Here is a 22,840-nt window from a genome sequence, read left to right as displayed (position 1 = left end):
GGCCGCCGGAGGCGGTCCTTGACTGACCTGAGCCGCCCTGCACGCTGCAGCCTCCAAGAGATCTAAGGATCGCACCGACCACGGTCGGCTAACGACCTTCCTCCGACCTAACTAGTGAAACAACGTCGCCAGCCAGGATACCCGTGCGCGAGCTTCGTTCTCGGCAGCTTCGACGGAATCGTACAGACCGGCATCGGGCCCTGGCGCACCCCAGCCGCCGCCATCTTTCCATTGTCGCCGATAGGTGCAGGCGCCGTTATTTCTACGCACGACGAGGACCCGTTCATCGCCCGCTTCGTTGGTCAGGGTCTTGATCAGCTCATCAGCCATACCAGCCTCCGGGTGGCGCCCAGGGTGTCCAAATGCGGCGGCCGGTTCAATGCCCGCTTCCCTCCCGTTGCGGACCTCAGCTACAGCCGCACTTGGGCGATTGCGCCGCCAAGTTCCATTTCCCACACCTCGGCCATGTTCACGACATCGTCGAGCGGCTCATCCGGATGAGAGGTCGTGGTCAGGAAGCGCTCAGGATCGGAACCATCGCCGACGACAATTTCGTCGATCATGTCTTCGATCCTTTGGCAGCCCGGCCCGACGACAGCCACGAGCGACACGCCGTCACGAAGGCATCGCTCCACGAAGTCGTCCAGCAACGCCTCATCTGACAGCGGCGAATGCAGAATGATCTTGGGTGCTAGGGACATAGGTTCAGCCTAGTCCTGGCTTTCATCTGCCCACAATCCACCATTTCCCGCCGCCAATGCCCGCTTTCGCGAGTGAGAATTCGGGTTACTGGCCAACAGCGTAACCTCTCACCCTCCCACCGCTACGCGGCGGGGCCCGCCCTCTCTCCATGAGAGAGAGAGAGAGAGAGAGATTCCGGCATCCTCACAGGAAGTCGTCGATCGCCTTGCGCCTGGCCTTCGGCTTCGGCCGCTCCCACATCACCCCCGGATAGCCCTTCAGCGGAACGAGCTTGCCACCGCCATAGGCCCAGTCCGGCGCCTCATCGAGCGAGGTGTGGTAACGCGCCTCGCGCCCCGTGCGCCCCGCGAACAAGGCTCGCGGCAGGTTGATCATGGTCGGCGCCCGCTTGCGCTCCATGAACAGCGGCGTGCCGCAGCGCCCGCAGAACCCCCGCGTCGTCCCCTCGTGCTCGTAGCGGGTGACGGCCGTCTCGCCCTCCACGACCCGGAACCGGCTGCGATAGCTGCCGACGTAGGTGACATAGGCGCAGCCCTGGGCGCGGCGGCTGGCTTCGGAATGATCGTGGAACGCCCACCGCGCCGGCACGCCGATCGCGATCCGCACGGCCCCGCAGGCGCAGGCGCCTTCGGCCTCTTCGGCGGGCGGCTTCAAGGTCTTGGCCATGGGGTCTCCGGCGCGGCTGGTCGATTCCGAATAAACCTCATCGCCCCGGTTCCTGTCAGGAGCCCGCGCTTGACCGCCTCGCCCCGTCATCGCTTCCTGCTGCCAGGGAGGCTCCCATCATGGCGACCTGGTACGAGCGCAACATCCTGCCGAAACTCCTGTGCTGCGCCTGCGGCGCGCCGGCGATCGCCAAGCAGCGGTCCAGGGTCGTGCCCCAGGCCAAGGGCCGGGTGCTGGAGCTGGGCATCGGCGGCGGGCTGAACCTGGCTTTCTACGATCCCAGGGTCGCGACCAGCGTCACGGGCGTCGATCCCTCCGCCGAGCTGCGCGCCATCGCCGAGGCCGCCCCGCGCCCCGAGGGCCTGGCCGTCGACGTCCAGCCGGGCGAGGCCGAGGCCCTGCCGTTCGAGGACGCCAGCTTCGACACCGTGCTCTGCACCTTCACCCTGTGCTCGGTCCGCTCGCCGCCGGCCGTACTGGCCGAAGCGCGGCGCGTGCTGCGGCCGCAGGGCCGGTTCCTGTTCTGCGAGCACGGTCTGTCGCCCGACGCCGGCGTCGCGGGCTGGCAGCGGCGGCTGGAGCCGCTGTGGAAGCGCATCGCCGGCGGCTGCCACCTGACCCGCCCCATCGCGGCCTCGGTCGAGGCGGCCGGCTTTGTCCTGGACGAAGCCCAGCGGCAGTACCTGCCGAAGACGCCGCGTCCCTTGGGCTGGTGCGAGTGGGGCTCGGCGCGACCGGCCTAGAGCCCCTTCAGCACCCGCTCGACCCAGGCCGGCACAGCCTCGGTGGCGGGCCCGTACGCCTTCTCGTCGAAGACATAGGCGTTGGCCGAGGGCTCCAGATTGATCTCGCAGGTCGCGATCCCCATCGCCCGCGCCTCGGTCACGAAACCCGCCGCCGGATAGACCGAGCCCGAGGTGCCGATCGAGACGAAGAGGTCGGCGCCCGACAGCGCGTCCTCGATCTCGTCCATGTAGAGCGGCATCTCGCCGAACCAGACGACGTGCGGCCGCGCGCCCTTGTCCCGCCCGCAGGCCTCGCAGACCGCCTCGGCGGTCAGGGAACCGGGATCGGGCCGCGTCGCCGCGCAGTGATGGCAGCGGGTGACGGCCAGCTCGCCGTGCATGTGGACCACGCGCTGGGACCCGGCCTTCTCGTGCAGGTCGTCGACGTTCTGGGTGCAGAGCCAGAGCTCGCCGCCGCGCGCCGCGAGTTCCGCCTCCAGCCTGGCCAGGGCGTAGTGGGCGGCGTTGGGCGTCGCGCCCGCCAGGTTCTCGCGACGGGCGTTGTAGAACTCGCGGACCTTGGCCGGATTCCTGGCGAAGCCCTCGGGCGTCGCGACCTCGGAGAGGTCGTACTTGGTCCACACCCCGTCCTTGTCGCGAAAGGTGCCCAGGCCGCTCTCGGCGGAAATCCCGGCTCCGGTCAGCACGAAGATCTTCATTCCGTCTCCTGACGAGCGTGAGGCGCGAACTTGACGCCGCCGTCATTTTTCATTTGACCCGCCCGCGCTCTTGAGTTGACAGTGTTCAGATAGGCTGGAGGCCCGCGCAAGACGGTCCCGGCTATCTCATGATGCCCATCACCTCATGACGCACTGTCGATTGGCCGAATAGGGAGCGCCGACATGACGGACAAGAACATCACCAAGGACGCCATGTACGACGCGGTGGCGCCGGACGACTTCGAGTCGATGCTCGAACTCGACCGCTACGGCAACCGCTCCAGCGCCTTCGACAAGATCATTTCCGCGACCCACGACCACTTCTGGGATCCGCTGGACAAGGCCTATATCGACTTCGACGAGCCGTTCGACATGGAGAACCAGGCCCTGGTTCCCGAGGACATGGTCATCGCCCTGTCGACCGACTACGTCTCCAACCACCTGTCCGACCCGAAGACGCGCATCCGCTTCATCAACCAGTCGGTGCTGCGCAGCTTCTCGTCGATCCTGCACGGCGAGCAGGGCGCGCTGAACCTGTCGGCCAGCCTGTGCCACGTGCTGAAGGACCAGGGCGCGCAGGAATACGCCGCCAACCAGACCCGCGAAGAGGCCCGCCACGTCACGGCCTTCGCCAAGTACATCAAGGCCCGCTGGGGCAAGCCCGTCGAGTGCGGTCCGGCCCTGAAGACCCTGCTGGTCGAGATCATCGGCGCGCCCGAGGTCTACAAGAAGATCATCGGCATGCAGATGCTGGTCGAAGGTCTGGCCATGGGCGCCTTCGCGACCTTCTTCAACAATATCAACGACCCGGTCGGCAAGAAGCTGCTGCAGCTGGTCATGACCGACGAGGCCTTCCACCACAAGTTCGGGAAGATCTGGGCCGACCGCACCGTGCCCAAGCTGACCGCCGAAGAGCACGCCATCATCGAGGACTGGGCCGCGCACTGCTTCCAGACCCTGCTGTTCAATCTGGTCTCGCCGCACCAGCAACTGGACCTCTACCGCGAGTTCGGCCTGGATCCCGACAAGGTGGTCGAGGAGTACGGGAAGATCATGACCGACGAGGTCCGTCGGGAGAACATGAAGGAGCAGACCAACATCTTCCGGGTGCTGGTGAAGACCCTGCTCAACGCCGGCATCATCACCGACCGCACCAAGGCGTTCTACGCCATGTATGTCGACATCAACGAGCTGAAGAGCGAAGGCGACCGCATGGTCGGCGACGACATCGCCGAGGAGGGCATCCGCTACCTCCAGGCCATCAACTTCAAGGATCGTCCAACGACCGCGATCAATATCGCGGCCGAGTAATGCAAAGAGATCGGCGCGGTCAGCATCGCCGCCGAGTAACACGAGACTCCTGCAAATTCGACCGCCCCGCTGGAACACCGGCGGGGCGGTTCGCGTTTCGGCCAACCTGTAGCAAGGTTGGCCATGAGCCCGATCAGAACCACCGCCCTCGCCCTGCTGGCCGCCCCCTTGGCCGCCGCCCTCCTGGTCGGCGTCGCCCAAGCCGGCGCCCAGCCGCCCGCCAAGGCGGTCTCGGCGGACTTCTATTCGGGCCGCTGGTACGAGATCGCCCGCACCCCGAACTTCGGCCAGCGCGACTGCGAGGCCCCGACCACGGAGTTCACGGCTGAGGGCGCGGCCTTCAAGGTTCGCCAGGTCTGCCATCGCGGCTCGCCGCGCGGCGACGAGAAGGTGTTCACCACCAACGGCCGGATCATCGCCGGCAGCCAGAACACCCGCTTCACCATGAGCTTCCTGGGCGGTCTGAAGCAGCAGGAATACTGGGTGCTGGACTGCGCCAACGACCGCTCTTGGGCGATCATGGGCACGCCGGGCGGCAACTATGTCTGGCTGATCTCACGCACCCCGGAGATGGCCGCGGCCACCAAGGCGGTCGCGCTCGAGCGGGTGAAGGACCTGGGCTACGCGAAACTCGAGTACCCGGAGCATCCCCCCGCATGAAACCCGTTCTCGCCCTCGCCGCCTCGGCCTTCGCCCTCACCGCCTGCGTCGCTGGCCCGGTCGGCAACCCGCATCCGCCGCAACCGGCCAAGAGCGTCGATCTCGAACGCTATGCCGGCCGCTGGTACGAGGTCGCCCGCTACGACATGTCCTTCGAGAAGGGCTGCGAAGGCGTCACCGCCAAGTATTCCAAGCGCCCCGACGGCCTGATCCGCGTGCTCAACACCTGTCGCCGGGGCGCGGTAGACGGGCCGGTCAAGGTGTCCGAGGGCAAGGCCGAGATCGCGGACACGTCCACGAACGCCAAGCTGAAGGTCAGCTTCTTCGGCCCGTTCTTCTTCGGCGACTACTGGGTGCTGGACCATGCCGACGACTACAGCTGGTCGATCGTCGGCGAAGGCTCGGGCCGCTATCTGTGGCTGCTGTCGCGGAAGGTCCCGACCGAGGCCGACCGCACGGCCCTGACGGCGCGGGCCAAGGCGCTGGGCTACGACACCAGCCTGCTGCGGCCGACGAAGCAGCCCGGCGGCTAGCATCGCGCGTGGATCGCGAACGGCTCAGTTTGCGTTGTTGATCTGTGGCGACCGACGCTCGCCGCGCCGCTCGACAACGCACGGAGTTTCGCATGCACCGACCTTTTCTCGCCCTCACGCTGATCGTCGCGGTGGCGGGCCTGAGCGCCTGCGACAAGGAAGCCGGCCGCAAGCAGGAAACCGTGGGCAAGGTCGAGTCCGGGGTCGGCAAGATCGTCGGCGACAAGGACCTGAAGTCCGAGGGCAAGAAGGACAAGGTCGCGGGTAATCTGAAGCAGGGCGACCTCAAGGACGCCGTCAAGGACGCCAAGAAATAGCCCTGGCGGGTCTTCGCGCCCATCTTGATCCGCGAACAAAGCTGGAACATGATCGCGCCGTGGACGTGATCATCGAACTCCAGAGCCGCCCCGAGACCACCCTGACCGTGACGCGGGGCGCCGCGCGGCTGCTCGTCGACCTGGGCTACGCGCCGCTGGCCGAGGTCACATTGCCGAACGGCCGACGCGCCGACCTGATGGCGCTGGGCCCCAAGGGCGATGTGCTGATCGTCGAGGTGAAGTCGGGACTGGAGGATTTCCGGGTCGACCGGAAGTGGGGCGAGTACGCGCCCTATTGCGACGCCTTCTACTTCGCCGTCGCGCCCAGCTTTCCGGAGGGGATCCTGCCGGACGAGCCGGGCATGATCGTCGCCGACGGCTTCGGCGGAGCGGTCGTGCGCGAAGCGCCGCTCACGCCCCTGGCGCCGGCGCGCCGCAAGGCGCTGACCCTGGCGTTCGCGCGGCTGGCGGCGCTGCGGGCGGCAGGGGTGCAGGCGGAGCGGTTGGCGGTTTAGCGAAACCTCGCCCTTCGGCAGGCTCAGGGTGAGGTTTCTACTGCGATGCCGGAAGTCGTCCTCACCCTGAGCTTGTCGAAGGGCGAGGACAGCCCCTAATCCAAATTCCGCGCGATCAGGAAGCCCACCCCCAGGCCGATCGCGAACGCGCCGAGCGCCACGCCGACCGGGTGTTCCTCGGCGACATGGTGGGCGACCTTGGCCTTTTCGCTGGCGTAGGCGGCGCCGACCCTGGCCTTTTCGGAGGCGAAGGTGCGGGTCTGCTGGGCCACTTCGGTGGCGGTCTCGCGGGCCGATTTCACCGCCTTGCTGACGGCTTCCTTGGCGCGCTTGGTCTTCTCGGCGGCGGCGGACTTCACGCCATCGGCGGCGGACTGGACGTCAGGCGGGGTGAAGCTGGATACGTCGGTCATGGGGAGGCTCCTCGGCTTGATCCGATGGAACGCTCCAGCCCCCTTTTAGTTCTCGCGCACCACCTTCAAAACCGCCTCGCCGTAACGGTCCAGCTTGCCCTGGCCGACCCCGCCCGCCTTGCCCAGCGCCGCCAGGCTGCCGGGGCGCGCGGCGGCGATCTCGGCCAGGGTGGCGTCGTGGAAGATGACGTAGGGCGGCACGTGCTGCAGCTGGGCCTGCTCCTTGCGCCACGAGCGCAGCGCCTCGAACAATAGCTGGTTCTCAAGCGGGATGGTCAGGGCCTTGCCCTCGCGCCGTTTGCGGGCGCTGCTGCCGGCGCGACCGCCCGTCTCCGGCGCCTCGGCCATCTGCCGCAAGGCCACGCGGCGCTCGCTGCGATAGACCTGCCGCACGCCCTCGACGTCGCCCAGGCCGATTAGCGGCCGGCCGTCATTGGGGTCCTCGCGCAGCAGCCCCTCGAAGATCAGGGTGTCGAACAGGTCGCGCCAGACCGGCTGGCTGAACTCACGGCCGATGCCGAAGGTCGGTAGCTGGGCCTCCTGCGGCGTGACGTCCTTGGTCTTGCCCATCAGGTGCTCGATCAGCCGTCCCCGCCCGTAGCGCCCGCCCATGCGGTGGACGGCCGACAGGGCCTTCTGCGCCGCCTCGGTGGCGTCGATGCCGGTCGGCGGCGAGACGCAGACGTCGCACACGCCGCAACGGGCCACGCCCTCCTCGCCGAAATAGCGACGGACGGCGGCGGCGCGGCAGGTGACGCCCTCCAGCATCGAATAGAACTGACGCAGCTTGCGCGACTGCACCTGCTTGACGTCGTCGGGCGCGTCCTTAGTCTCGATCCGGCGACCGGCCCAGGCCAGGTCGGCCGAGCCGTAGAGGGTGATGCCCTCGGCCGGCTGGCCGTCGCGGCCGGCGCGGCCGACCTCCTGCCAATAGGCCTCGATGGCGGCCGGCGGATCGGCATGGATCACGAAGCGGACGTCGGGCTTGTCGACGCCCATGCCGAAGGCGATCGTCGCCACCATCACCGCGGCGTCGGCTTCGAGGAAATCCTCCAGCCGCTTGGCCCGGACCGCCTTGTCGAGGCCTGCGTGATAGGCCACGGCCGGCACGCCCTCGGCATTGAGCTTCTCGGCCAGCTTCTCGGTCGAGTCCCGGCTGCCGGCATAGACGACGCCGGCCCGGCCAGGGCGCTCCAGGACGAGCTCGACCACGCGGTCGTGGCCCTTGCCCCGCTTGCGCTCGGCGCTGAGCGCCAGCTCGGGACGGGCGAAGCTGTCGACGAACTCGGCCGCGCCTTCCAGGCGCAGCTCGGCGCGAATGTCGTCGCGGGTCCGGGCGTCAGCCGTGGCGGTGACGGCCAGGCGCGGCACGTCGGGGAACAGCTCGGCCAGACGGCCCAGCATCCGGTATTCGGGCCGGAAGTCGTGGCCCCACTGGCTGACGCAGTGGGCCTCGTCGACGGCGATCAAAGCCAGCGGCGTGCGGCCCAGGCGATCCAGCATCCACGGCTGCATCAGGCCTTCGGGCGAGAGGTACAGCATGTCGACCTCGCCGGCGTCGATGCGCCGCCAGATGTCGGACCGCTCGTCCATCGAGATGTTACTGTCCAGCCGCTCGGCCGCCACGCCCGCCTGGCGCAGGCCCTGGACCTGGTCGGCCATCAGGGCGATCAGCGGCGAGACCACCAGGCCCACGCCCGGGCGGATCAGCGACGGGATCTGGTAGCAGAGCGACTTGCCACCGCCGGTCGGCAGCACGGCCATGGCGCTGTAGCCGGACAGGATCTCGTTGATCACCCCGGCCTGCATCCCACGGAAGTCGGCGTGGCCGAACGTCCGGCGCAGCACGTCGCGCGCGTGGTTCAGGGCTGGGGATTCGGGAGGAACGTACACGCGGGATGTTATGACGGCCCGCCGCCGCCACGCCAAGCGAAGTCACGGCTGTTTCTGCGCGCCGGGGCCTGAAAACCGCCCCGTTCATATCTCGTCAATCTTGTCGCGCGTTCTGTGGGCTTCGGTTAAACGGAACGCGCTCAAGAGCTTGATGCGCGCAGGAACGATACGATCATGGCGAACGGCCCCTTCGGCGGAAACAAGCCGGCGAAGCCTCAGCGCACCCCGCTCCAGGCCCTGCTGTATTGGGGGACCGTCGTTGGCGTCTGGGGCCTGATCTTCTGCGTCGCCTTCTTCGCCGTGTTCGCCACCGACCTGCCCGACACGTCCAAGCTCTATGACGTCAAGCGCCAGCCCTCGATCAACTATCTGGACCGCTCGGGCGCACTCCTGGCCGTGCGCGGCAGCCAATATGCGCCGCCGGTCGATATCGACGCCCTGCCCAAGTACGTGCCGGCCGCCTTCGTGGCGATCGAGGACCGCCAGTTCTACCACCACTTCGGCTTCAACCCCTGGGGCATCATGCGGTCGCTGGCGTGGAACGCCACCCATGACGGCCCCCAGCGCGGCGGCTCGACCATCACCCAGCAGCTGGCGCGCAACCTGTTCCTGAGCCCGGCCCAGAACTATCGCCGCAAGGCCCAGGAGCTGATCCTGGCCATCTGGCTGGAGCTGAAGTTCAGCAAGAAGCAGATCCTGGCCCTCTATATGAACCGGGTCTATTTCGGCGCGGGCGCCTACGGCATCGAGGCCGCCTCGCAGCGCTATTTCAACAAGCCCGCCAAGGAGCTGACCATCGGCGAGTCGGCTTTGCTGGCCGGCATGATGAAGGGCCCGGCCCGCTACTCGCCGGTCTCGGCCAAGGAACGCGCCGCCCGCCGCGCCACGATCGTCCTAGACGAGATGGTGCGCATCAAGGCCATCACCGCCGAGGAGCGCGACGAGGCGTTCCGCACGCCCGTTCAGGTGTCGGCCACCCTGGCCAACCAGCGCGCCCAATACTTCACCGATTATATCGACGCCCAGGTCCGCTCGCTGGTCGGCGAACCGACCGAGGACCTGGTGGTCGAGACCACCATGGACCTGCCGATCCAGGTCTCGGCCGAGCGCGCCGTGAAGCTGGGCGTCGAGGGCCACGGGGCCCAAGGCGTGCAGCAGGCGGCTCTCGTCGCCATCGACGGCGAAGGCCGCATCCGCGCCTATGTCGGCGGCGCTGATTACGCCGAGACCCAGTTCGACCGCGCCACCACCGCCCGCCGCCAGGCCGGCTCGGCCTTCAAGCCGTTCGTCTACCTGACCGCCATGGAGCAGGGCCGCAACCCGTCGGTCATGGTCGTCGACGAGCCGGTCAAGATCGGCAATTGGGAGCCGAAGAACTACACCAACAAGTACCTGGGTCCGATGACCCTGCAGACGGCCCTTGCCCAGTCGATCAACACGGTCGCCGCGCGCCTGGCCAATGAGGTCGGCACCAGCAACGTCGCCGCCACGGCCCGTCGCCTCGGCATCACCAGCAAGATCCAGCTGGACCCGTCGATGGCCCTGGGCGCGGTCGAGGTCTCGCCGATGGAAATGGCCCAGGCCTATGCTCCGTTCTCGAACGGCGGCTTCCTGGCCAAGGGCTACGGCATCGAGCGCATCCGCACCGCCAGCGGCAAGGTGCTGTACGACCACAGCGTCGACCGCCAGGCCCGCTCGGCCGTGATCGGCTCGCCGGGCCTGCAGTACATGAACCAGATGATGCGCCAGGTCGTCGCCGCCGGCACCGGTACGCGCGCCAAGGTCGCGGGCTACGACATCGCCGGCAAGACCGGCACGACCAGCGACTACAAGGACGCCTGGTTCGTCGGCTATACGGGCGGCTTCGTCACCGCCGTCTGGACCGGCAAGGACGACAACACGCCGATGAAGCGGGTCACGGGCGGCGGCGCTCCGGCCGAGATCTGGCGCACCTTCATGTCGGCGGCCCTGCCGCGCCTGAAGGCCACCCCGATCCCGGGCGGCGTGGTCGAACCGCCTCCGCCCGAGGTCACCGATCCCATCGGCGACCTGATCGTCCCGACCGCGCCTCCGGAAGGCCCCACGGCCGAAGTCCCGGCCGGCGCGCCGCCGCCGGCCGATCAGCTGCCTTACTAGGCCCCGATCGCGTGCAGCTCCGCCGCATGAGCGCGTAGCCACGCGCGGTGGGGCGCCGGGTCGCCGGCCAGCCGCTCGCACAGCGCCCAGAACTTGGGGCCGTGATTGGCTTCGATCAGGTGGGCGCACTCGTGAGCGGCGACATAGTCGGCCACCACCGCCGGGGCCAGGATCAGCCGCCAGCTATAGCGGATCGCCGCCGGCGTCCGCGCCGTGGCCGGGCGGCACGAGCCCCAGCGCGCCTTCGGATCGGCGATGGCCACCGTCGGCATCGGACGCCCCAGAGCGGCGGCGTGAATGGCGGTGCGTTCGGTCAGGACGGTCAGCGCCTCGCGCTTGGCCAGGCGAACAACCTTCAGCCCCCAGTTGGCGTCGTCAGGCGCGACGATACGGTCGCCGTCGATCTTGGCGCGCCCGGGGCCGACCTCCAGCCGATAAGGCTTGTCGTTGAGGCGCAGGATGCCGCCCGGCGCGAGATTCATCCGCTCGGGAAGGGCCGCCAGCTGCTTGGCGATCCAGCCGGACTTCTCCTGGGCGAAGGCCACGGCCTCGTTCAGGCGGCGGGGGCTGGGCGACAGGGCAACGATCTCGGACCTGGCCCGATCGACGCGCAGCGAGATGCGCCGCGCCCGGCCGTCCACCTTCAGGCGGACCGGCCAGCCGCCGATCTCCAGGCGGTCACCGTCGGAAAAGCGTTGGGCCGAGCGCGCGAACATATCCCTTAGATCGCGTGCGCCGACCTATCCCGCAAGCCTCAGGCCTCTTCCCCGAAGTTCGGATCGCACTTCCGGATGAAGCTGCGGACGCGCGGATAGATCTCCTCGCGAAACCGGCGACCGTTGAACACGCCGTAGTGGCCGACGCCGGGCTGCACGTAGTCCAGCTTCAGGTCCTCGGGCAGGCTCGAGCACAGGCCGTGGGCGGCCTGGGTCTGGCCGACGCCGGAGATGTCGTCGTCCTCGCCCTCGACCGTCATCAGGCCGATGTCGGTGATCGCCTCGGGCTTCACCTTGGCGCCGCGGTGCATCAACTCGCCCTTGGGCAGCAGGTACTGCTGGAACACGATGTCGATGGTCTGGAGGTAGAACTCCTCGGTCATGTCCAGGACCGACAGATATTCGTCGTAGAATTCCAGGTGCTTGTCCGCGCTGTCGCCATCGCCCTTCACCAGGCTCTGGAAGTAGCGGCGGTGGGCCTCCTGGTGGCGCTCGGCGTTCATGCTCATGAAGCTGGCCAGCTGCACGAAGCCCGGATAGACGCGCCTTCCTGCGCCCGCATAGGGCGGCGGCACGGTGTAGATCATGTTCGACTGGAACCAGGTGAACGGCTTTTCCTCGGCCAGCTGGTTGGTCACGGTCGGCGACAGGCGCGCGTCGATCGGCGAGCCCATGAAGGTCATGCTGGCCGGACGCGAGGGATGGTTCTGCTCGGCCATGATCGCGGCGGCGGCCAGGACCGGCGGACCGGGTTGGCAAACGGCCACGACGTTCGGGCGCGGGCCCAGCACCGACAGCATCTGGACGATATGGTCGATATAGTCGTGGAAGTCGAAGCGACCCTCCAGGACCGAGACCTCGCGGGCGTTGACCCAGTCGACGATGAACACCGCGTGGTCGGGCAGGAAGGCCTCGACGGTGCCGCGCAGCAGGGTCGCGTAGTGACCAGAAAGGGGCGCGACGATCAGCACGGCCGGATCGAGGCTGAACTTGCCGGCCCGGCGCATGTCGGCCATGTCGCGGTCGAACTGGACGAGGCGCGCCCACGGGCTCTCCCAGACCACGGTCGGGCGGACGCGGACGTCGACCTGACCGACCTTGATCTTGTCGATGTTCCACTTCGGCTTGCCGTAGCGGCGGGTGACGTTGGCGAACAGGTCCGCGCCGGCGTGCATGCGCCGTCCGAACGCCGAGTCGGCGACCGGATTCAGCGGCGATCCCCAGAAGTCACGGGCCGCCAGCGCCATCTGGCGCATCGGGGTGGAGGCGTAATAGGCCGCTTCATGAAGGGCGTAGAGCATGGCGCACTCGCGATGTTGCAATGCAACATAACACGCCATCACCTAAGAAAGTCTACCCATTAACGACTTTTGCGCCGCGTCATCGAGTCGCTTATGCGCCCGGTGTCAGCTTGTTCGCGCGGAGGTGGCGCTCGGCGCGCGTTCGCGGCCGGGCTGGCGTCGTCCGCGTCGGGTGCTAACGGTATGCAAGCCTAGCCTCAGAGCCGCCACGGACCCGGACGACGCCATGACCCCGCATCGCATCTACAAGATGCCCTTCGCCAGCGTCTATCCGGCCTATGTCGCCAAGGCCGAGCGGAAGGGGCGCACCCAGGCCGAGGTCGACGAGATCATCCTGTGGCTCACCGGCCTGACCCCTGCGGCGTTCGAGGCCCATCTCGCGGCCAAGACCGACTTCGAGGCTTTCTTCGCCCAGGCGCCGCGCCTGAACCCCGCCCGCGCCGAGATCAAGGGCGTGGTCTGTGGCGTTCGCGTCGAGGAGGTCGCCGACCCGCTGATGCGCGAGATCCGCTATTTGGACAAGCTCATCGACGAGTTGGCCAAGGGCAAGGCGATGGCGAAGATCCTGCGCGCGCCGGCCTAGCCGGCCCGCTTGGCGTCCGCCGCCTCGAACAGCGCGATCTGGTCGGCCTGGGCCTTCCTGAACCCCGGGCGCGCCGTCACGCGGGCCACATAGGCCTCGGTCGCGGGCCGGTCGCCGAACGCGCGCACGTCCGAGACGCGCAGGACATCGGCCATCAAGAGGTCCGCCACCGTGAAGCGGTCGGCCGCCAGCCATTCCCGCTCGCCGAAGATCCGCTCGAGATGGTCAAGGCGCTGGCTCACCCATCCGGTCAGTGGATTATCCGTATCGCCGCTCATCCGCAGGAACCACCACGGCACGGTCACCATCTCGATGGAGTTCAGCGCGGCGATGGTCCACTCTAGCGTCTGCGCCTCGCCGACCGCATCGCGCGGCATCAGCGCCTCGGCTTTTCGCGCCAGATGCAGCAGGCCAGCGCCGCTTTCGAAGATCTTCAGCCCGCCGTCATCCAGGTAAGGGACCTGACCGAACGGCTGGCGGTCCAGGTGATTGGTCGCGCGGTCCTCGAACGGCACCGTCCGGACCGCGTAGTCGAGCTCGGCCTCCTCGCACGCCCACCGCAGCCGCAAGTCCCGCACGAAGCCGCGCGGGCCGTCGGGCACCCAGTCGAGAGTCCAGATGGTGAGGTTGTTCATGGTCTGGGGGCCTTTGCCATGGAGACGTCCGCGCAGCCGACGATAGGTCTGTAGCGCCCCCTCCGTCACGCTGCGTATCCGCAGCGCGCCACATCCCCCGTTTCACGGGTGAGGAGAATGCGGCTCTTCTTCCTGCCCCGCTTGCGAGGAAGGTGGATCGGCGCGGATACGCGACGAGACGGAGGGGGCGCTTCATGACGCAGCCTCACCCCGCCTCGTACTCGAACTCCACCAGGTACACCGTCTCGCCCGGCCCGTGCTTTGCGACCTTCAGCAAGTCGACCACGCCTTCGAAACCCGTCTCCCGCGCCAGCTCAGGCGTGACGCCCGCAAAGCCGATCTCGCGGATCGACGTCACGACGACGGCGCCCGCCCCCAGCGGATAGCGCCCGCCGACTTTCACGCGCGGCCGCTGCCAGATGCGGACGCTGGACGTGATCTCACCCCGCATGACGGCCTCGCGCAGCCTCTTGGCGAAGACCATGGAACGGTTCCCTTGAAGCCGCCTAGCCCTCGCGCATCGCGTCCTTGATCCGGCGGGCGATGTCTTCCGGCGGCAGGTTGTAGGGGATTACCGTCTTGAAGCGGCCCTTCCTGTCCATCAGGTAGATCGCCGTCGAGTGGTCCATGGTGTAGCCCGGCCCGTCGCCGACCTTGGCGTAATAGACCTTGTAGGCCTTGGCCGCGGCCTGGACCTGCGCCTGCGTCCCCGTCAGGCCGATCGTCGACTTCGGCACGTACGGCGCCGACAGGTAGGTCTTCATCTGCTGGGGCGTGTCGCGCTCGGGATCGATCGAGATGAAGACGATTTGGAGATCGTCCGCTTTCGGTCCCAGTTGCTCGGTCGCGGCCGCCAGGCCCTGCAGCGTCCCGGGGCAGACGTCGGGGCAATAGGTGAAACCAAAGAACACCGCGCTCCACTTGCCCTTCAGCGCCTTTTCCGTCGCGGGAGCGCCATTCTGGTCGACCAGCTGGAACGGCCCGCCGACCGCCACGGGGGGCTCGGACTTGAAGACGCCGGCGCGCCAGGCCAGGCCCGCCGTGACGACGAGACCCACGAGACAGGCCAGAATCAGGACCAGGCGGTGACGAGGCATGAGCGTTTCTCCCTTTTACTCTCGCCACCCGCGCAATTCTGGACAATTGTGCGGACATGGCTGACGTTTCGTTCGCGAGAGCGCCCGACGACCAACGTCATAAGGGGCTCGATAAGCCGGGCGAAGAACCGGCGCAAGACGACGCCTGGTCCTGGACCGCGCCTGGGCTTCGTCGTGGACGCTTAAGGGTACGCACCCTTCTGGCGCAACGCTGGCTGTCGGTCGTCGGCCAGACCGCCATCCTGCTGGTCGCCGGTCTCGTTCTGAAACTGCAGGTGCCCTGGGCGCTGTGCTTCACCCTGATCGCCCTGTCGGCCTGGCTGAACGTCCTGCTGGGCCTGGCGTCCAGCGGCCAGCGCCTGGCCCGCGACGGCGAGGCCACCGCCCAGATCGCCTTCGACATCCTGCAGCTGTCCGGCCTGCTCTACCTGACGGGCGGGGCGCTGAACCCGTTCTCGCTGCTGCTGATCGCGCCCGTGACCCTGGCGGCGGCGACCTTGCCGGCCCGCTACGCCCTGGGCCTCGGGGTGCTGGCCATCCTCTCGTCCCTGGCCCTGGCGCTCTTCGCCTGGCCCGTGCCGACCGTGGCGGGTGCGCCGCCCTCGCCGGACCCCAGTCCGCTGATGCTGTGGACCATCGTCTCGGCGCGGATCTTCGGCATCGTCATCACCGCTGCCTATGCCTGGCAGGCGGCCAGCGAGTCCGCCCGGATGGAGCTGGCCCTCAACGTCACCGAGACGGTGCTGGCCCGCGAGCAGCGCCTGTCGGCCCTGGGCGCCCTGGCCGCCGCCGCCGCCCACGAGCTGGGCACGCCGCTGGCCACCATCTCGGTCGTCTCTCGCGAAATGGCCCGCAACGCCACCAGTGAAGAGGTACGCGAGGACGCCGAACTGCTGATCGGCCAGGCCGCCCGCTGCCGCGAGATCCTGCAGCGCCTGACCGAAATGCCCGAGGCCCAGGACGCGGTGCACGAGCGCATGAGCCTGGTCCAGCTAGTCCAGGACGTGATCGAGCCGCACCTGGTGCACGGCGTCCGCGTCGAGGCGGTCGTCAACGGCCCCTCGGGCGAGACCGCGCCCGACATCTGGCGGCGCCCGGAAATCATCCACGCCATGACCTCGATCGTCGAGAACGCGGTCGATTTCGCCCGCAGCGAGGTGATCGTCATCGCCCGCTTCGACGCCCGCTACGTGGTCATCGAGGCCCGCGACGACGGCCCCGGCTTCTCGCCCGAGGTGCTGGCCAAGCTGGGCGAGCCCTACGTCACCACCCGTCCGGGGGCAGAAGGCTCGCGAACGGGGCATATCGGCATGGGTCTGGGCTTCTTTATCGCCAAGACCCTGCTGGAACGAACCGGCGCCACCGTGGATTTCCGCAATGGTCGCCGGGGCGGCGCCGTGGTCTCCGCGAGGTGGCCGAGACCCGCGTTGGAAGCGCCCGGATTTATCGGGGCTTGAGTACGACGCGGAAGCACGAAAGTATGGGTTGTTATTTGGGCTATTGAGTATTGGCGCTGGGGAGGCGCGGACTTCATGGCGGACATCGGAGAGCTGGTTTCGGCGCTGCCGGACAAGACCCTTCTGCTGCTGGACGATGACGGACCCCTGCGCACTCGGCTCGGTCGAGCCCTGGAGCAGCGAGGTTTCGAAGTGACCCTCGCCGCCTCGGTGGCCGAGGCCCTGACGATCCTGCGTAGCGCGGCTCCGGCCCACGCGGTGCTGGACATGCGACTGGAGGACGGCTCGGGCCTGAAGGTGGTCGAGGCGGTGCGCGACGCCCGCGCCGACGCCAAGGTCATCATGCTGACCGGCTACGGCAACATCGCCACGGCGGTGGCGGCGGTGAAGGCGGGGGTGGTCGACTACCTCTCCAAGCCCGCCGACGCCGACGACGTGGCCCGGGCGCTGCTGGCGGCCAAGGACGCGGCTCCCGCTCCGCCGGAAAACCCGATGAGCGCCGATCGTGTCCGTTGGGAACACATCCAGCGGGTCTACGAGATGTGCGGCCACAACGTGTCGGAAACGGCCCGGCGGCTGAACATGCACCGGCGGACGCTGCAGCGGATCCTGGCGAAGCGCGCGCCTCGGTAGGTCGATGTTTCTGCTCCCCCGTTGGGGGAGCTGTCGCGGAGCGACTGAGGGGGCCAGCTGGACATATGCCGAGCTAGCCCCCTCCGGCCCTCTGGGCCACCTCCCCCAACGGGGGAGGAGAGACCATCACGGCATCACATCGCCGAAATACCGCCGTCGACCTTGATCTCGGCCCCGGTCATGAACTTGCTCTCGTCGCTAGCCAGGTAGAGCACCGCGTTGGCGATGTCGTTCGGCTCGCCGATCCGACCCAGCGGCACCTGGCGGGCCAGCTTGGCGAAGGCCTCTTCCTTGCCGAACCGAGCCGAGAAACCATCCAGGATCGGGGTGTCGATGAAGGTCGGGTGGATCGAGTTCGAGCGGATGTCGAGCTTCATCTTGGCGCAGTAGAGCGCGATGTTCTTGCTCAGCAGCCAGACCGCCGCCTTCGAGGCGTTGTAGGCCGGCGAGTTGCCGTTGGCGATCAGGCCGGCGATCGAGCTCAGATTGATGATCGAGCCCGGCTGGTGGGCCCGCATGTGGGTCAGGGCGTGCTTGGCGCCCAGGAAGACGCTGTCGACATTGACCGACATCACCTTCTTCCAGAGGTCGAAATCCAGGCTCTCGATTGGGCCGTCGCCGCCGATGCCGGCGTTGTTGACCAGCACCGACAGGCCGCCCATGGCCTCGGAGGCCTTTTCCAAGACCTCGATCCACTCATCTTCCTGAGTGACGTCCAGTTGGAAGGCGAACGCGGTCCCCGCGCCGTGGGCGGCGTTGATCTCGTCCGCCACGGCTTGAGCGCCGGCCAGATTGATATCCGCCAGGGCGACCTTGGCGCCTTCGCTGGCCAGCATCCGCCCCGCCGCCGCGCCAAGACCCTGGGCGCCGCCCGTGATGAAGGCCTTCTTGCCGGCGACCCGGCCCGTCGTCTGCGCCATTGCGGCGTCCTCCCGTAATTTTCAAACGGGAGTTTGAATTCTTCAGGCGGCGCTGTCCATGAACTTCGCGAGGGTCACGTCCAGTTCCGTCACGCCGTCGGCGTCATGCGTGGTCAGCAGCACCTCGACGCGGTTGTAGACATTGAACCACTCGGGGTGATGGTCGAGCTTGTCGGCCATAATCGCCACGCGGGTCATGAAGCCGAAGGCCGCGTTGAAGTCGGCGAACTTGAAGGTCTTGGCGATGGCGTCCGCATGATCCGGCGCGACGCTCCAGCCGTTCAGCTGGGCGATCGCGGCGCTAGCGCCGATCTTGGGACGGGACATGGCTTCCTCCGAAAGAGCTTTGCCCCCTCAGAACGCCAATCCGGTCGCTTCGGCAAGGTCGGCGAGCAATTGCGCCTCGGTCGAGACCTTGATCGCCTTCATGCCCAGGGCCGCCGCCGGCTTGCAGTTGATGCCCAGGTCGTCGAGGTAGATGCAGGCCTCCGGCGCGACGTCCAGGCGCTCGCACATCATCTGGTAGATGCGCGGATCAGGCTTGCGCACCCCGGCCTTGGAGCTTTCGATCACCGCGTCGAACAGGGCCATGATCTCAGCCACCGCCAGGGCCTTTTCGGCGCTCTGGGCCATGCCGGGTCCGTGGCCGGTCGGGACGTTGTTGGTGATGCAGCCGACCTTGAACCGCGCCTGGCAGGCCTTCAGAGCGTCCAACACCCGAGGCCGCAGGTCGCCATAGAGCAGCGGCAGCACCTCGGCGCCGCGCACGGCGTGGCCCATGCGGGTGGCTTCCTCCAGGAAGAGGCCGTCGAAGGCCGCCGCGTCGATCTCGGCCCGCTCGAACCTGGCCCAGGCATTGGCGTCGGGATCGGTGGCGTTGACCGTGCGGATGAAGTTGTCGGGCAGGCCCCGCTCGGTCTCGTAGCGACGGAAGGCCTCGAAGGGCGAGGTCGTGAACACCCCGCCGAAATCCCAGATCACCGCCTCGATCGCCATGGTCGCCTCAAACAGATGTTTGACGCGACGCTAGCCGTATGCAGGCCGAGCGGCAAGCGATCCACGGCCACGCTCGCGCCTCGGGAGAAACCCCACTCGCATCGCCGCCGGAAGTGGTTCTGTTAACCTCTTCGGAGTCGCCCATGACCATTTCCCGCCTGCTCCCCGTCCTGGCCCTGGCCGCCGTCGCCGGCCTCGCCCAGCCCGCCTTCGCCGGTTCGGACCACCGCGGCGGCCCGCCGATCTCGCGTCCGGGCCTGCCGCTGGACCCGGAACTGCTGCCGCCGAACTCGGCTCCCGGCGACTGCGTCGTCCGCCGCGTCACCGGACCGGGCGGCGCCTATCGCTGGGAACGGATCGAGTGCGAGACCCAGCAGAGCTGGGGCGGTCGCGACCAATGGGGCTACGGCGACCGACGTCTCGAGATCGAGACCCGCGACAGCCGACCGCCGCTGCTGGGCGGCTGCGACTGCGACCACCGCGCCTATGGCGACCGCTACGGCGATCGTCGCCAGGCCCTCTACGAGCGCCGGGTCGACGAATACGAGCACGAGCAATCCCGCGCCTATGACAGCGGCTATGTCGGCGGCGGCTATGCGAGCGGCGGATACGTCCAGGGCGGCTACGCCTATGGCGACGGCTATGCCTCTGGCGGTCGCCGCGAAGACCGCTACGGCCCTGCTCCGGCCTATGTCGACTACGGCTATGGCGGCGCCGCCGGTCGCGACCGCGCCGGCTACCTCGTGTGGCCGGGCAAGCTTCCCTGACCCGAACCGGGTGGCGCCGCTCTTGCGCATCGGACGGCGACACGCGCCAAATTGGGACGGGGGAACGATAAAAATGCGTACGCCGAGCAAGCCGCTTTTCAAGGCCTATGAACTCGTGGCCATCGGGATTTTCGTGGTCGCGGCCGCGGCCATCGGCCGAATGGGCCTGATCTACTAAGACGCCCAAGCGACCTCGCTGTCGCTTCAATATGGAACAGGATCGCCGGCCTCGCGCGTTACGAGGGATCAACCGGAGCCACGATCCTGTCGACCGCCGATGTCATTCTCGAACCCAGACCGCCTCGGAAGCCCTTCCGCAGGCCGTCGCGGCGCGCCCTGATCGGCATCGGCTCGGCCCTGACGCTGGTCGCGGCGGTCATCGCCTTCCTGGTGATCTTCGACTGGAACTGGCTGCGCGGCCCGATCGGCCGCTACGCCTCGGCCCAGCTGCAGCGCGAGGTGGCGATCACCGGCGACCTCCGAGTCCATCCCTGGTCGTTCTCACCAAAGGCCGAGGCCTATGGCGTGCGCATCGGCCAGCCGGCCTGGGCCAAGTCCGTGGATCCCGACGCGGGCCAGATGGCCCAGGTCCAGCGCATCGCCATCCAGGTGAAGGTTCTGCCGCTGCTGCGCGGTCGGACCGTCTTGCCGTACCTCGCCGTCGACAAGCCGGAGGTCCGCCTGCTGCGGGACAAGGACGGCAAGGCCAACTGGACCTTCGGCCCCAAGACCGACAAGCCGCTGAAGCTGCCGGCCATCCAGCGCTTCGTGATCAATGAAGGCCAGCTGCGGGTCGACGACCGCCAGCGCGGCGCGCTGTTCGTCGGCACGGTCAACGCCCAGGAACGGGCCGGCGATCGCGGCGGCCGGTTCGTGCTGGAGGGCAAGGGCAGCCTGAACAAGGCCGCCTTCCTGGCCCAGGTCACCGGCGGCCCGCTGCTGAACATCTCGCCCGACCGGCCCTATCCGTTCGACGCCGAGATCAAGGCTGGCGGCACCCACATCCTGGCCAAGGGCAATGTCACCAAGCCGTTCGACCTGGGCCGCTTCGAGACCCAGCTCAGCATCTCGGGCGCCGACCTCAACCGGCTGCACGACCTCACGGGCCTCACCCTGCCCAACACCCCACCGTACAAGGTCTCGGGCCACCTGGTCCGCAAGGGCCTGCGCTACGACTTCGAGAAGCTGTCGGGCCGCGTGGGCGACAGCGATATCTCGGGCGATCTCTTCGTGCTGACCGGTCGCGAGCGCCCCTATCTGGAAGCAGATCTGCGCTCGCGTCGCCTGGACTTCGATGACCTGGGCAGCCTGTTCGGCGCCGCCCCGGCCACCGGTCGCGGCGAGACCGCCTCGGCTGGCCAGAAGATCGAGGCCGCCCAGCGCGACGCCACCCAGCGCCTGCTGCCCGACGCCACCCTGCAGGTCGACCGCGTCCGCGCCATGGACGCCAAGGTCCGCTACCGCGCCGAGACGGTGAACGCCCCGAACCTGCCCCTGCGCAAGGTCAGCGCCGACGTCGTCCTGGAGAAGGGCGTACTGACCGTCGATCCTATCGCCCTGACCTTCTCGCGCGGCGACCTAAAGGGGAAGGTCCGCCTGGATGCCCGCCCGGCGGTCCCGCGCACCGATCTGGACGTGCGCCTGACCAACGCCCGGCTCGAGGACTTCATCCCGATCATGAGCGACGGCAAGCGCGCCATCGAGGGCCCGGTCATGGCCCGCGCCAAGCTGAGCGGTGTCGGCAACAGTGTCCACCGCGCGGCTTCCACCGCCGACGGCTCGGTGACCCTGGTCGCGCCGCGCGGCGAGATCCGCCAGGCCTTCGCCGAGCTCTTGGGCGTCAACGCCTCCAAGGGCCTGATCCTGCTGCTGTCCAAGAGCGACAAGGAAACGCCCGTGCGCTGCGCCGTCGCCGACTTCTCGGTGAAGAACGGCGTGATGACCACCAACCACCTGGTCGCCGACACAGGCGTGGTGCTGGCCAAGGGCCGGGGCACGATCAATCTCGAGACCGAGCGCATGGATTTCCGCATCGAGGGCGACAGCAAGAAGCCTCGCCTCGTGCGCCTGTTCATCCCGATCACCATCAAGGGCCCGTTCATGGCCCCCAAGATCGGGCTCGACCCCAGCAAGGCCGTCGGCCAGGGCGGCATCGCCGCGGTGCTCGGCTCGATCGTCAACCCGATCGCCGCCCTCCTGCCCTTCGTCACCACCGGCGAGGCCAAGGACGCCGACTGCGCCGGCCTGGTCAGCGAGGCGCGCCAGCAGGGCGCACCGGTGAAGACCAGCCAGACCACCCCGGCCAAGACCAAGAAGTAGATTTGATCGCGGGGCGCTCGAGGACCACTATCGCCCCATGCACCGCGTCCGCGTCATCGACCTGGAGACCGCCGGCTCCGGCCCGCACGATGTCTGCGAGATCGGCTGGCAGGACGTCGATGTCGGACCGGACGGCCGCTGGCGGGTCGCCGACGAACGTGGCGCGCTGCTGATCAATCCCGGCCGGCCGATCTCGCCCGAGACCATGTCGATCCATCACATCATCGACGCCGATGTCGCCGGCGCACCGTTCTGGAAGGACGCGGCGTCGGCGGTGCTGAGGCCGGAAGGCGGCGTCCAAGCCCTGGCCGCCCATCGCGCGGCCTTCGAGCAGCGGTTCTGCACGCCGAAATTCACCGGCGGCGCGCCCTGGATCTGCACCTGGAAATGCGCCCTGCGTCTGTGGCCGCACCTGACCAGCTTCTCCAACCAGATGCTGCGCTATCAGCGCATGCCCGAGGGCCTGGTGCGCGAGCTGGGTCTGCCGGCGCATCGCGCCCTGCCGGACGCCTATGTCACCGCCCACCATCTGCGCGACATGCTGAACGCGGCCTCGCTGGAGCAACTGCTCACCTGGAGCCAGGAGCCGGGCCTGCTACCGCGCGTGCCCGCCGGCCCCGAGCGCGGCAAGAGCTGGGACAGGCTCGGCGCGGACGCCCTGCAGGCCCTGGCCCGGGATCGCGACGAGGCCGTCCGCTTCAGCGCCGAGACGGAACTACGCCGCCGAGGCGAAGCGGCCGCGCCGACCGTGGCCGAACCGGCACAGCGCACCTTGATCTAGCGGTCGGGCGCTTGAGCTTCGCCCCGCGCTGCTCCATCTTCCCGC

The 22,840-nt window shown here is 68.2% G+C and carries 28 protein-coding genes; 14 read left to right on the top strand and 14 right to left on the bottom strand.

Annotation, left to right across the window (positions count from 1 at the left end):
• Positions 1–111 precede the first annotated feature (111 nt).
• The 3 genes from AC07NN_RS00245 to AC07NN_RS00235 all read right to left on the bottom strand — a co-directional run bounded on the left by AC07NN_RS00245 (position 112) and on the right by AC07NN_RS00235 (position 1,368).
• A complete protein-coding gene (locus AC07NN_RS00245) occupies positions 112–330 on the bottom strand; it encodes a hypothetical protein (protein WP_494637061.1) in 219 nt (72 codons plus the stop codon).
• A gap of 80 nt (positions 331–410) precedes the next feature.
• Positions 411–701, bottom strand: a complete 291-nt coding sequence (locus AC07NN_RS00240) for a DUF7684 family protein (RefSeq protein ID WP_494637060.1) — start codon at positions 699–701, stop codon at positions 411–413.
• Between the two features lie 184 nt (positions 702–885).
• A complete protein-coding gene (locus AC07NN_RS00235; RefSeq protein ID WP_494637058.1) occupies positions 886–1,368 on the bottom strand; it encodes a GFA family protein in 483 nt (160 codons plus the stop codon).
• A gap of 119 nt (positions 1,369–1,487) precedes the next feature.
• Between AC07NN_RS00235 and AC07NN_RS00230 the strand changes: the two genes are divergently transcribed.
• Entirely contained in the window at positions 1,488–2,111 is a 624-nt protein-coding gene (locus tag AC07NN_RS00230) for a class I SAM-dependent methyltransferase (protein ID WP_494637057.1), read from the top strand.
• On the opposite strand, the gene AC07NN_RS00225 is transcribed toward AC07NN_RS00230, so the two are convergent.
• On the bottom strand, positions 2,108–2,812 hold the full coding sequence (locus AC07NN_RS00225) for an NAD-dependent deacylase (protein WP_494637056.1): 705 nt from the start codon (positions 2,810–2,812) through the stop codon (positions 2,108–2,110). The genes AC07NN_RS00230 and AC07NN_RS00225 overlap by 4 nt on opposite strands.
• Positions 2,813–2,995: 183 nt before the next feature.
• Here AC07NN_RS00225 and AC07NN_RS00220 point away from each other — a divergent pair, with 183 nt between their 5' ends.
• From AC07NN_RS00220 to mmcB, 5 genes are all read left to right on the top strand, one after another.
• Entirely contained in the window at positions 2,996–4,123 is a 1,128-nt protein-coding gene (locus tag AC07NN_RS00220) for a ferritin-like domain-containing protein (protein ID WP_494637054.1), read from the top strand.
• A gap of 123 nt (positions 4,124–4,246) precedes the next feature.
• Positions 4,247–4,783 (top strand): lipocalin family protein, encoded by a 537-nt coding sequence (locus tag AC07NN_RS00215; RefSeq protein ID WP_494637052.1) that lies wholly within the window; start codon positions 4,247–4,249, stop codon positions 4,781–4,783.
• A complete protein-coding gene (locus AC07NN_RS00210; protein WP_494637051.1) occupies positions 4,780–5,316 on the top strand; it encodes a lipocalin family protein in 537 nt (178 codons plus the stop codon). The genes AC07NN_RS00215 and AC07NN_RS00210 overlap by 4 nt, the downstream gene beginning before the upstream one ends.
• Before the next feature lie 92 nt (positions 5,317–5,408).
• Positions 5,409–5,633 (top strand): CsbD family protein, encoded by a 225-nt coding sequence (locus tag AC07NN_RS00205; protein WP_494637049.1) that lies wholly within the window; start codon positions 5,409–5,411, stop codon positions 5,631–5,633.
• A gap of 59 nt (positions 5,634–5,692) precedes the next feature.
• Positions 5,693–6,148 carry a DNA repair putative endonuclease MmcB gene (gene mmcB / locus AC07NN_RS00200; protein ID WP_494637047.1) on the top strand — a complete coding sequence of 152 codons (456 nt, stop codon included), beginning with the start codon at positions 5,693–5,695 and terminating at the stop codon, positions 6,146–6,148.
• A gap of 95 nt (positions 6,149–6,243) precedes the next feature.
• On the opposite strand, the gene AC07NN_RS00195 is transcribed toward mmcB, so the two are convergent.
• Both AC07NN_RS00195 and recQ read right to left on the bottom strand, forming a co-directional pair.
• Positions 6,244–6,561, bottom strand: coding sequence for a hypothetical protein (locus AC07NN_RS00195; protein ID WP_494637046.1), 318 nt, complete (start codon positions 6,559–6,561; stop codon positions 6,244–6,246).
• A 45-nt stretch (positions 6,562–6,606) separates the two neighbouring features.
• Entirely contained in the window at positions 6,607–8,454 is a 1,848-nt protein-coding gene (recQ, locus tag AC07NN_RS00190; RefSeq protein ID WP_494637044.1) for a DNA helicase RecQ, read from the bottom strand.
• Between the two features lie 174 nt (positions 8,455–8,628).
• Between recQ and AC07NN_RS00185 the strand changes: the two genes are divergently transcribed.
• Complete coding sequence (locus tag AC07NN_RS00185) at positions 8,629–10,590, top strand: transglycosylase domain-containing protein (RefSeq protein WP_494637042.1); 1,962 nt, start codon at positions 8,629–8,631, stop codon at positions 10,588–10,590.
• On the opposite strand, the gene AC07NN_RS00180 is transcribed toward AC07NN_RS00185, so the two are convergent.
• Together AC07NN_RS00180 and AC07NN_RS00175 are read right to left on the bottom strand one after the other, a co-directional pair.
• A complete protein-coding gene (locus tag AC07NN_RS00180; RefSeq protein ID WP_494637040.1) occupies positions 10,587–11,306 on the bottom strand; it encodes a M48 family metallopeptidase in 720 nt (239 codons plus the stop codon). The two genes, AC07NN_RS00185 and AC07NN_RS00180, sit on opposite strands and share 4 nt — an antisense overlap.
• Positions 11,307–11,344: 38 nt before the next feature.
• Positions 11,345–12,607 (bottom strand): polyhydroxyalkanoate depolymerase, encoded by a 1,263-nt coding sequence (locus tag AC07NN_RS00175; RefSeq protein WP_494637039.1) that lies wholly within the window; start codon positions 12,605–12,607, stop codon positions 11,345–11,347.
• A 226-nt stretch (positions 12,608–12,833) separates the two neighbouring features.
• On the opposite strand from AC07NN_RS00175, the gene AC07NN_RS00170 reads away from it, so the two are divergent.
• Entirely contained in the window at positions 12,834–13,190 is a 357-nt protein-coding gene (locus tag AC07NN_RS00170; protein WP_494637037.1) for a DUF2200 domain-containing protein, read from the top strand.
• Here AC07NN_RS00170 and AC07NN_RS00165 read toward each other — a convergent pair.
• The 3 genes from AC07NN_RS00165 to AC07NN_RS00155 all read right to left on the bottom strand — a co-directional run bounded on the left by AC07NN_RS00165 (position 13,187) and on the right by AC07NN_RS00155 (position 14,922).
• Positions 13,187–13,825 carry a glutathione S-transferase family protein gene (locus AC07NN_RS00165; protein ID WP_494637035.1) on the bottom strand — a complete coding sequence of 213 codons (639 nt, stop codon included), beginning with the start codon at positions 13,823–13,825 and terminating at the stop codon, positions 13,187–13,189. The two genes, AC07NN_RS00170 and AC07NN_RS00165, sit on opposite strands and share 4 nt — an antisense overlap.
• A 205-nt stretch (positions 13,826–14,030) precedes the next feature.
• Positions 14,031–14,309: an ASCH domain-containing protein gene (locus tag AC07NN_RS00160; protein WP_494637034.1), complete on the bottom strand. Its 279-nt coding sequence runs from the start codon at positions 14,307–14,309 to the stop codon at positions 14,031–14,033.
• A gap of 22 nt (positions 14,310–14,331) precedes the next feature.
• Positions 14,332–14,922 carry an SCO family protein gene (locus AC07NN_RS00155; protein ID WP_494637032.1) on the bottom strand — a complete coding sequence of 197 codons (591 nt, stop codon included), beginning with the start codon at positions 14,920–14,922 and terminating at the stop codon, positions 14,332–14,334.
• A gap of 56 nt (positions 14,923–14,978) precedes the next feature.
• On the opposite strand from AC07NN_RS00155, the gene AC07NN_RS00150 reads away from it, so the two are divergent.
• Both AC07NN_RS00150 and spdR read left to right on the top strand, forming a co-directional pair.
• Positions 14,979–16,379 (top strand): ActS/PrrB/RegB family redox-sensitive histidine kinase, encoded by a 1,401-nt coding sequence (locus tag AC07NN_RS00150; RefSeq protein ID WP_494637030.1) that lies wholly within the window; start codon positions 14,979–14,981, stop codon positions 16,377–16,379.
• Positions 16,380–16,454: 75 nt separating this feature from the next.
• On the top strand, positions 16,455–17,012 hold the full coding sequence (spdR, locus tag AC07NN_RS00145; protein ID WP_494637028.1) for a stationary phase response regulator transcription factor SpdR: 558 nt from the start codon (positions 16,455–16,457) through the stop codon (positions 17,010–17,012).
• 134 nt (positions 17,013–17,146) lie between these two features.
• Here spdR and AC07NN_RS00140 read toward each other — a convergent pair whose 3' ends face one another.
• The 3 genes from AC07NN_RS00140 to AC07NN_RS00130 are packed head-to-tail and all read right to left on the bottom strand — an operon-like array spanning position 17,147 to position 18,928.
• Positions 17,147–17,932 (bottom strand): SDR family oxidoreductase, encoded by a 786-nt coding sequence (locus AC07NN_RS00140; protein ID WP_494637026.1) that lies wholly within the window; start codon positions 17,930–17,932, stop codon positions 17,147–17,149.
• Positions 17,933–17,974: 42 nt separating this feature from the next.
• Positions 17,975–18,259: a 4a-hydroxytetrahydrobiopterin dehydratase gene (locus tag AC07NN_RS00135; RefSeq protein ID WP_494637024.1), complete on the bottom strand. Its 285-nt coding sequence runs from the start codon at positions 18,257–18,259 to the stop codon at positions 17,975–17,977.
• A 27-nt stretch (positions 18,260–18,286) separates the two neighbouring features.
• A complete protein-coding gene (locus tag AC07NN_RS00130) occupies positions 18,287–18,928 on the bottom strand; it encodes an HAD-IA family hydrolase (RefSeq protein WP_494637022.1) in 642 nt (213 codons plus the stop codon).
• A 143-nt stretch (positions 18,929–19,071) separates the two neighbouring features.
• On the opposite strand from AC07NN_RS00130, the gene AC07NN_RS00125 reads away from it, so the two are divergent.
• From AC07NN_RS00125 to AC07NN_RS00110, 4 genes are all read left to right on the top strand, one after another.
• Positions 19,072–19,695, top strand: a complete 624-nt coding sequence (locus AC07NN_RS00125; RefSeq protein WP_494637020.1) for a hypothetical protein — start codon at positions 19,072–19,074, stop codon at positions 19,693–19,695.
• A 73-nt stretch (positions 19,696–19,768) separates the two neighbouring features.
• Positions 19,769–19,873, top strand: a complete 105-nt coding sequence (locus AC07NN_RS00120; RefSeq protein ID WP_494637018.1) for a hypothetical protein — start codon at positions 19,769–19,771, stop codon at positions 19,871–19,873.
• A 29-nt stretch (positions 19,874–19,902) separates the two neighbouring features.
• Positions 19,903–22,014 (top strand): AsmA family protein, encoded by a 2,112-nt coding sequence (locus AC07NN_RS00115; protein ID WP_494638145.1) that lies wholly within the window; start codon positions 19,903–19,905, stop codon positions 22,012–22,014.
• A gap of 37 nt (positions 22,015–22,051) precedes the next feature.
• The gene (locus AC07NN_RS00110; RefSeq protein WP_494637016.1) at positions 22,052–22,795 is read left to right on the top strand and encodes an exonuclease domain-containing protein; all 744 of its coding nucleotides are present in this window, start codon (positions 22,052–22,054) and stop codon (positions 22,793–22,795) included.
• The last annotated feature ends 45 nt before the right edge of the window (positions 22,796–22,840 follow it).

It is taken from the genome of Caulobacter sp. GW821-FHT09H08, assembly GCF_059415885.1.
Note: the sequence above shows the minus strand (reverse complement) of the source record. Positions and strands in the feature narration are given on the sequence as shown.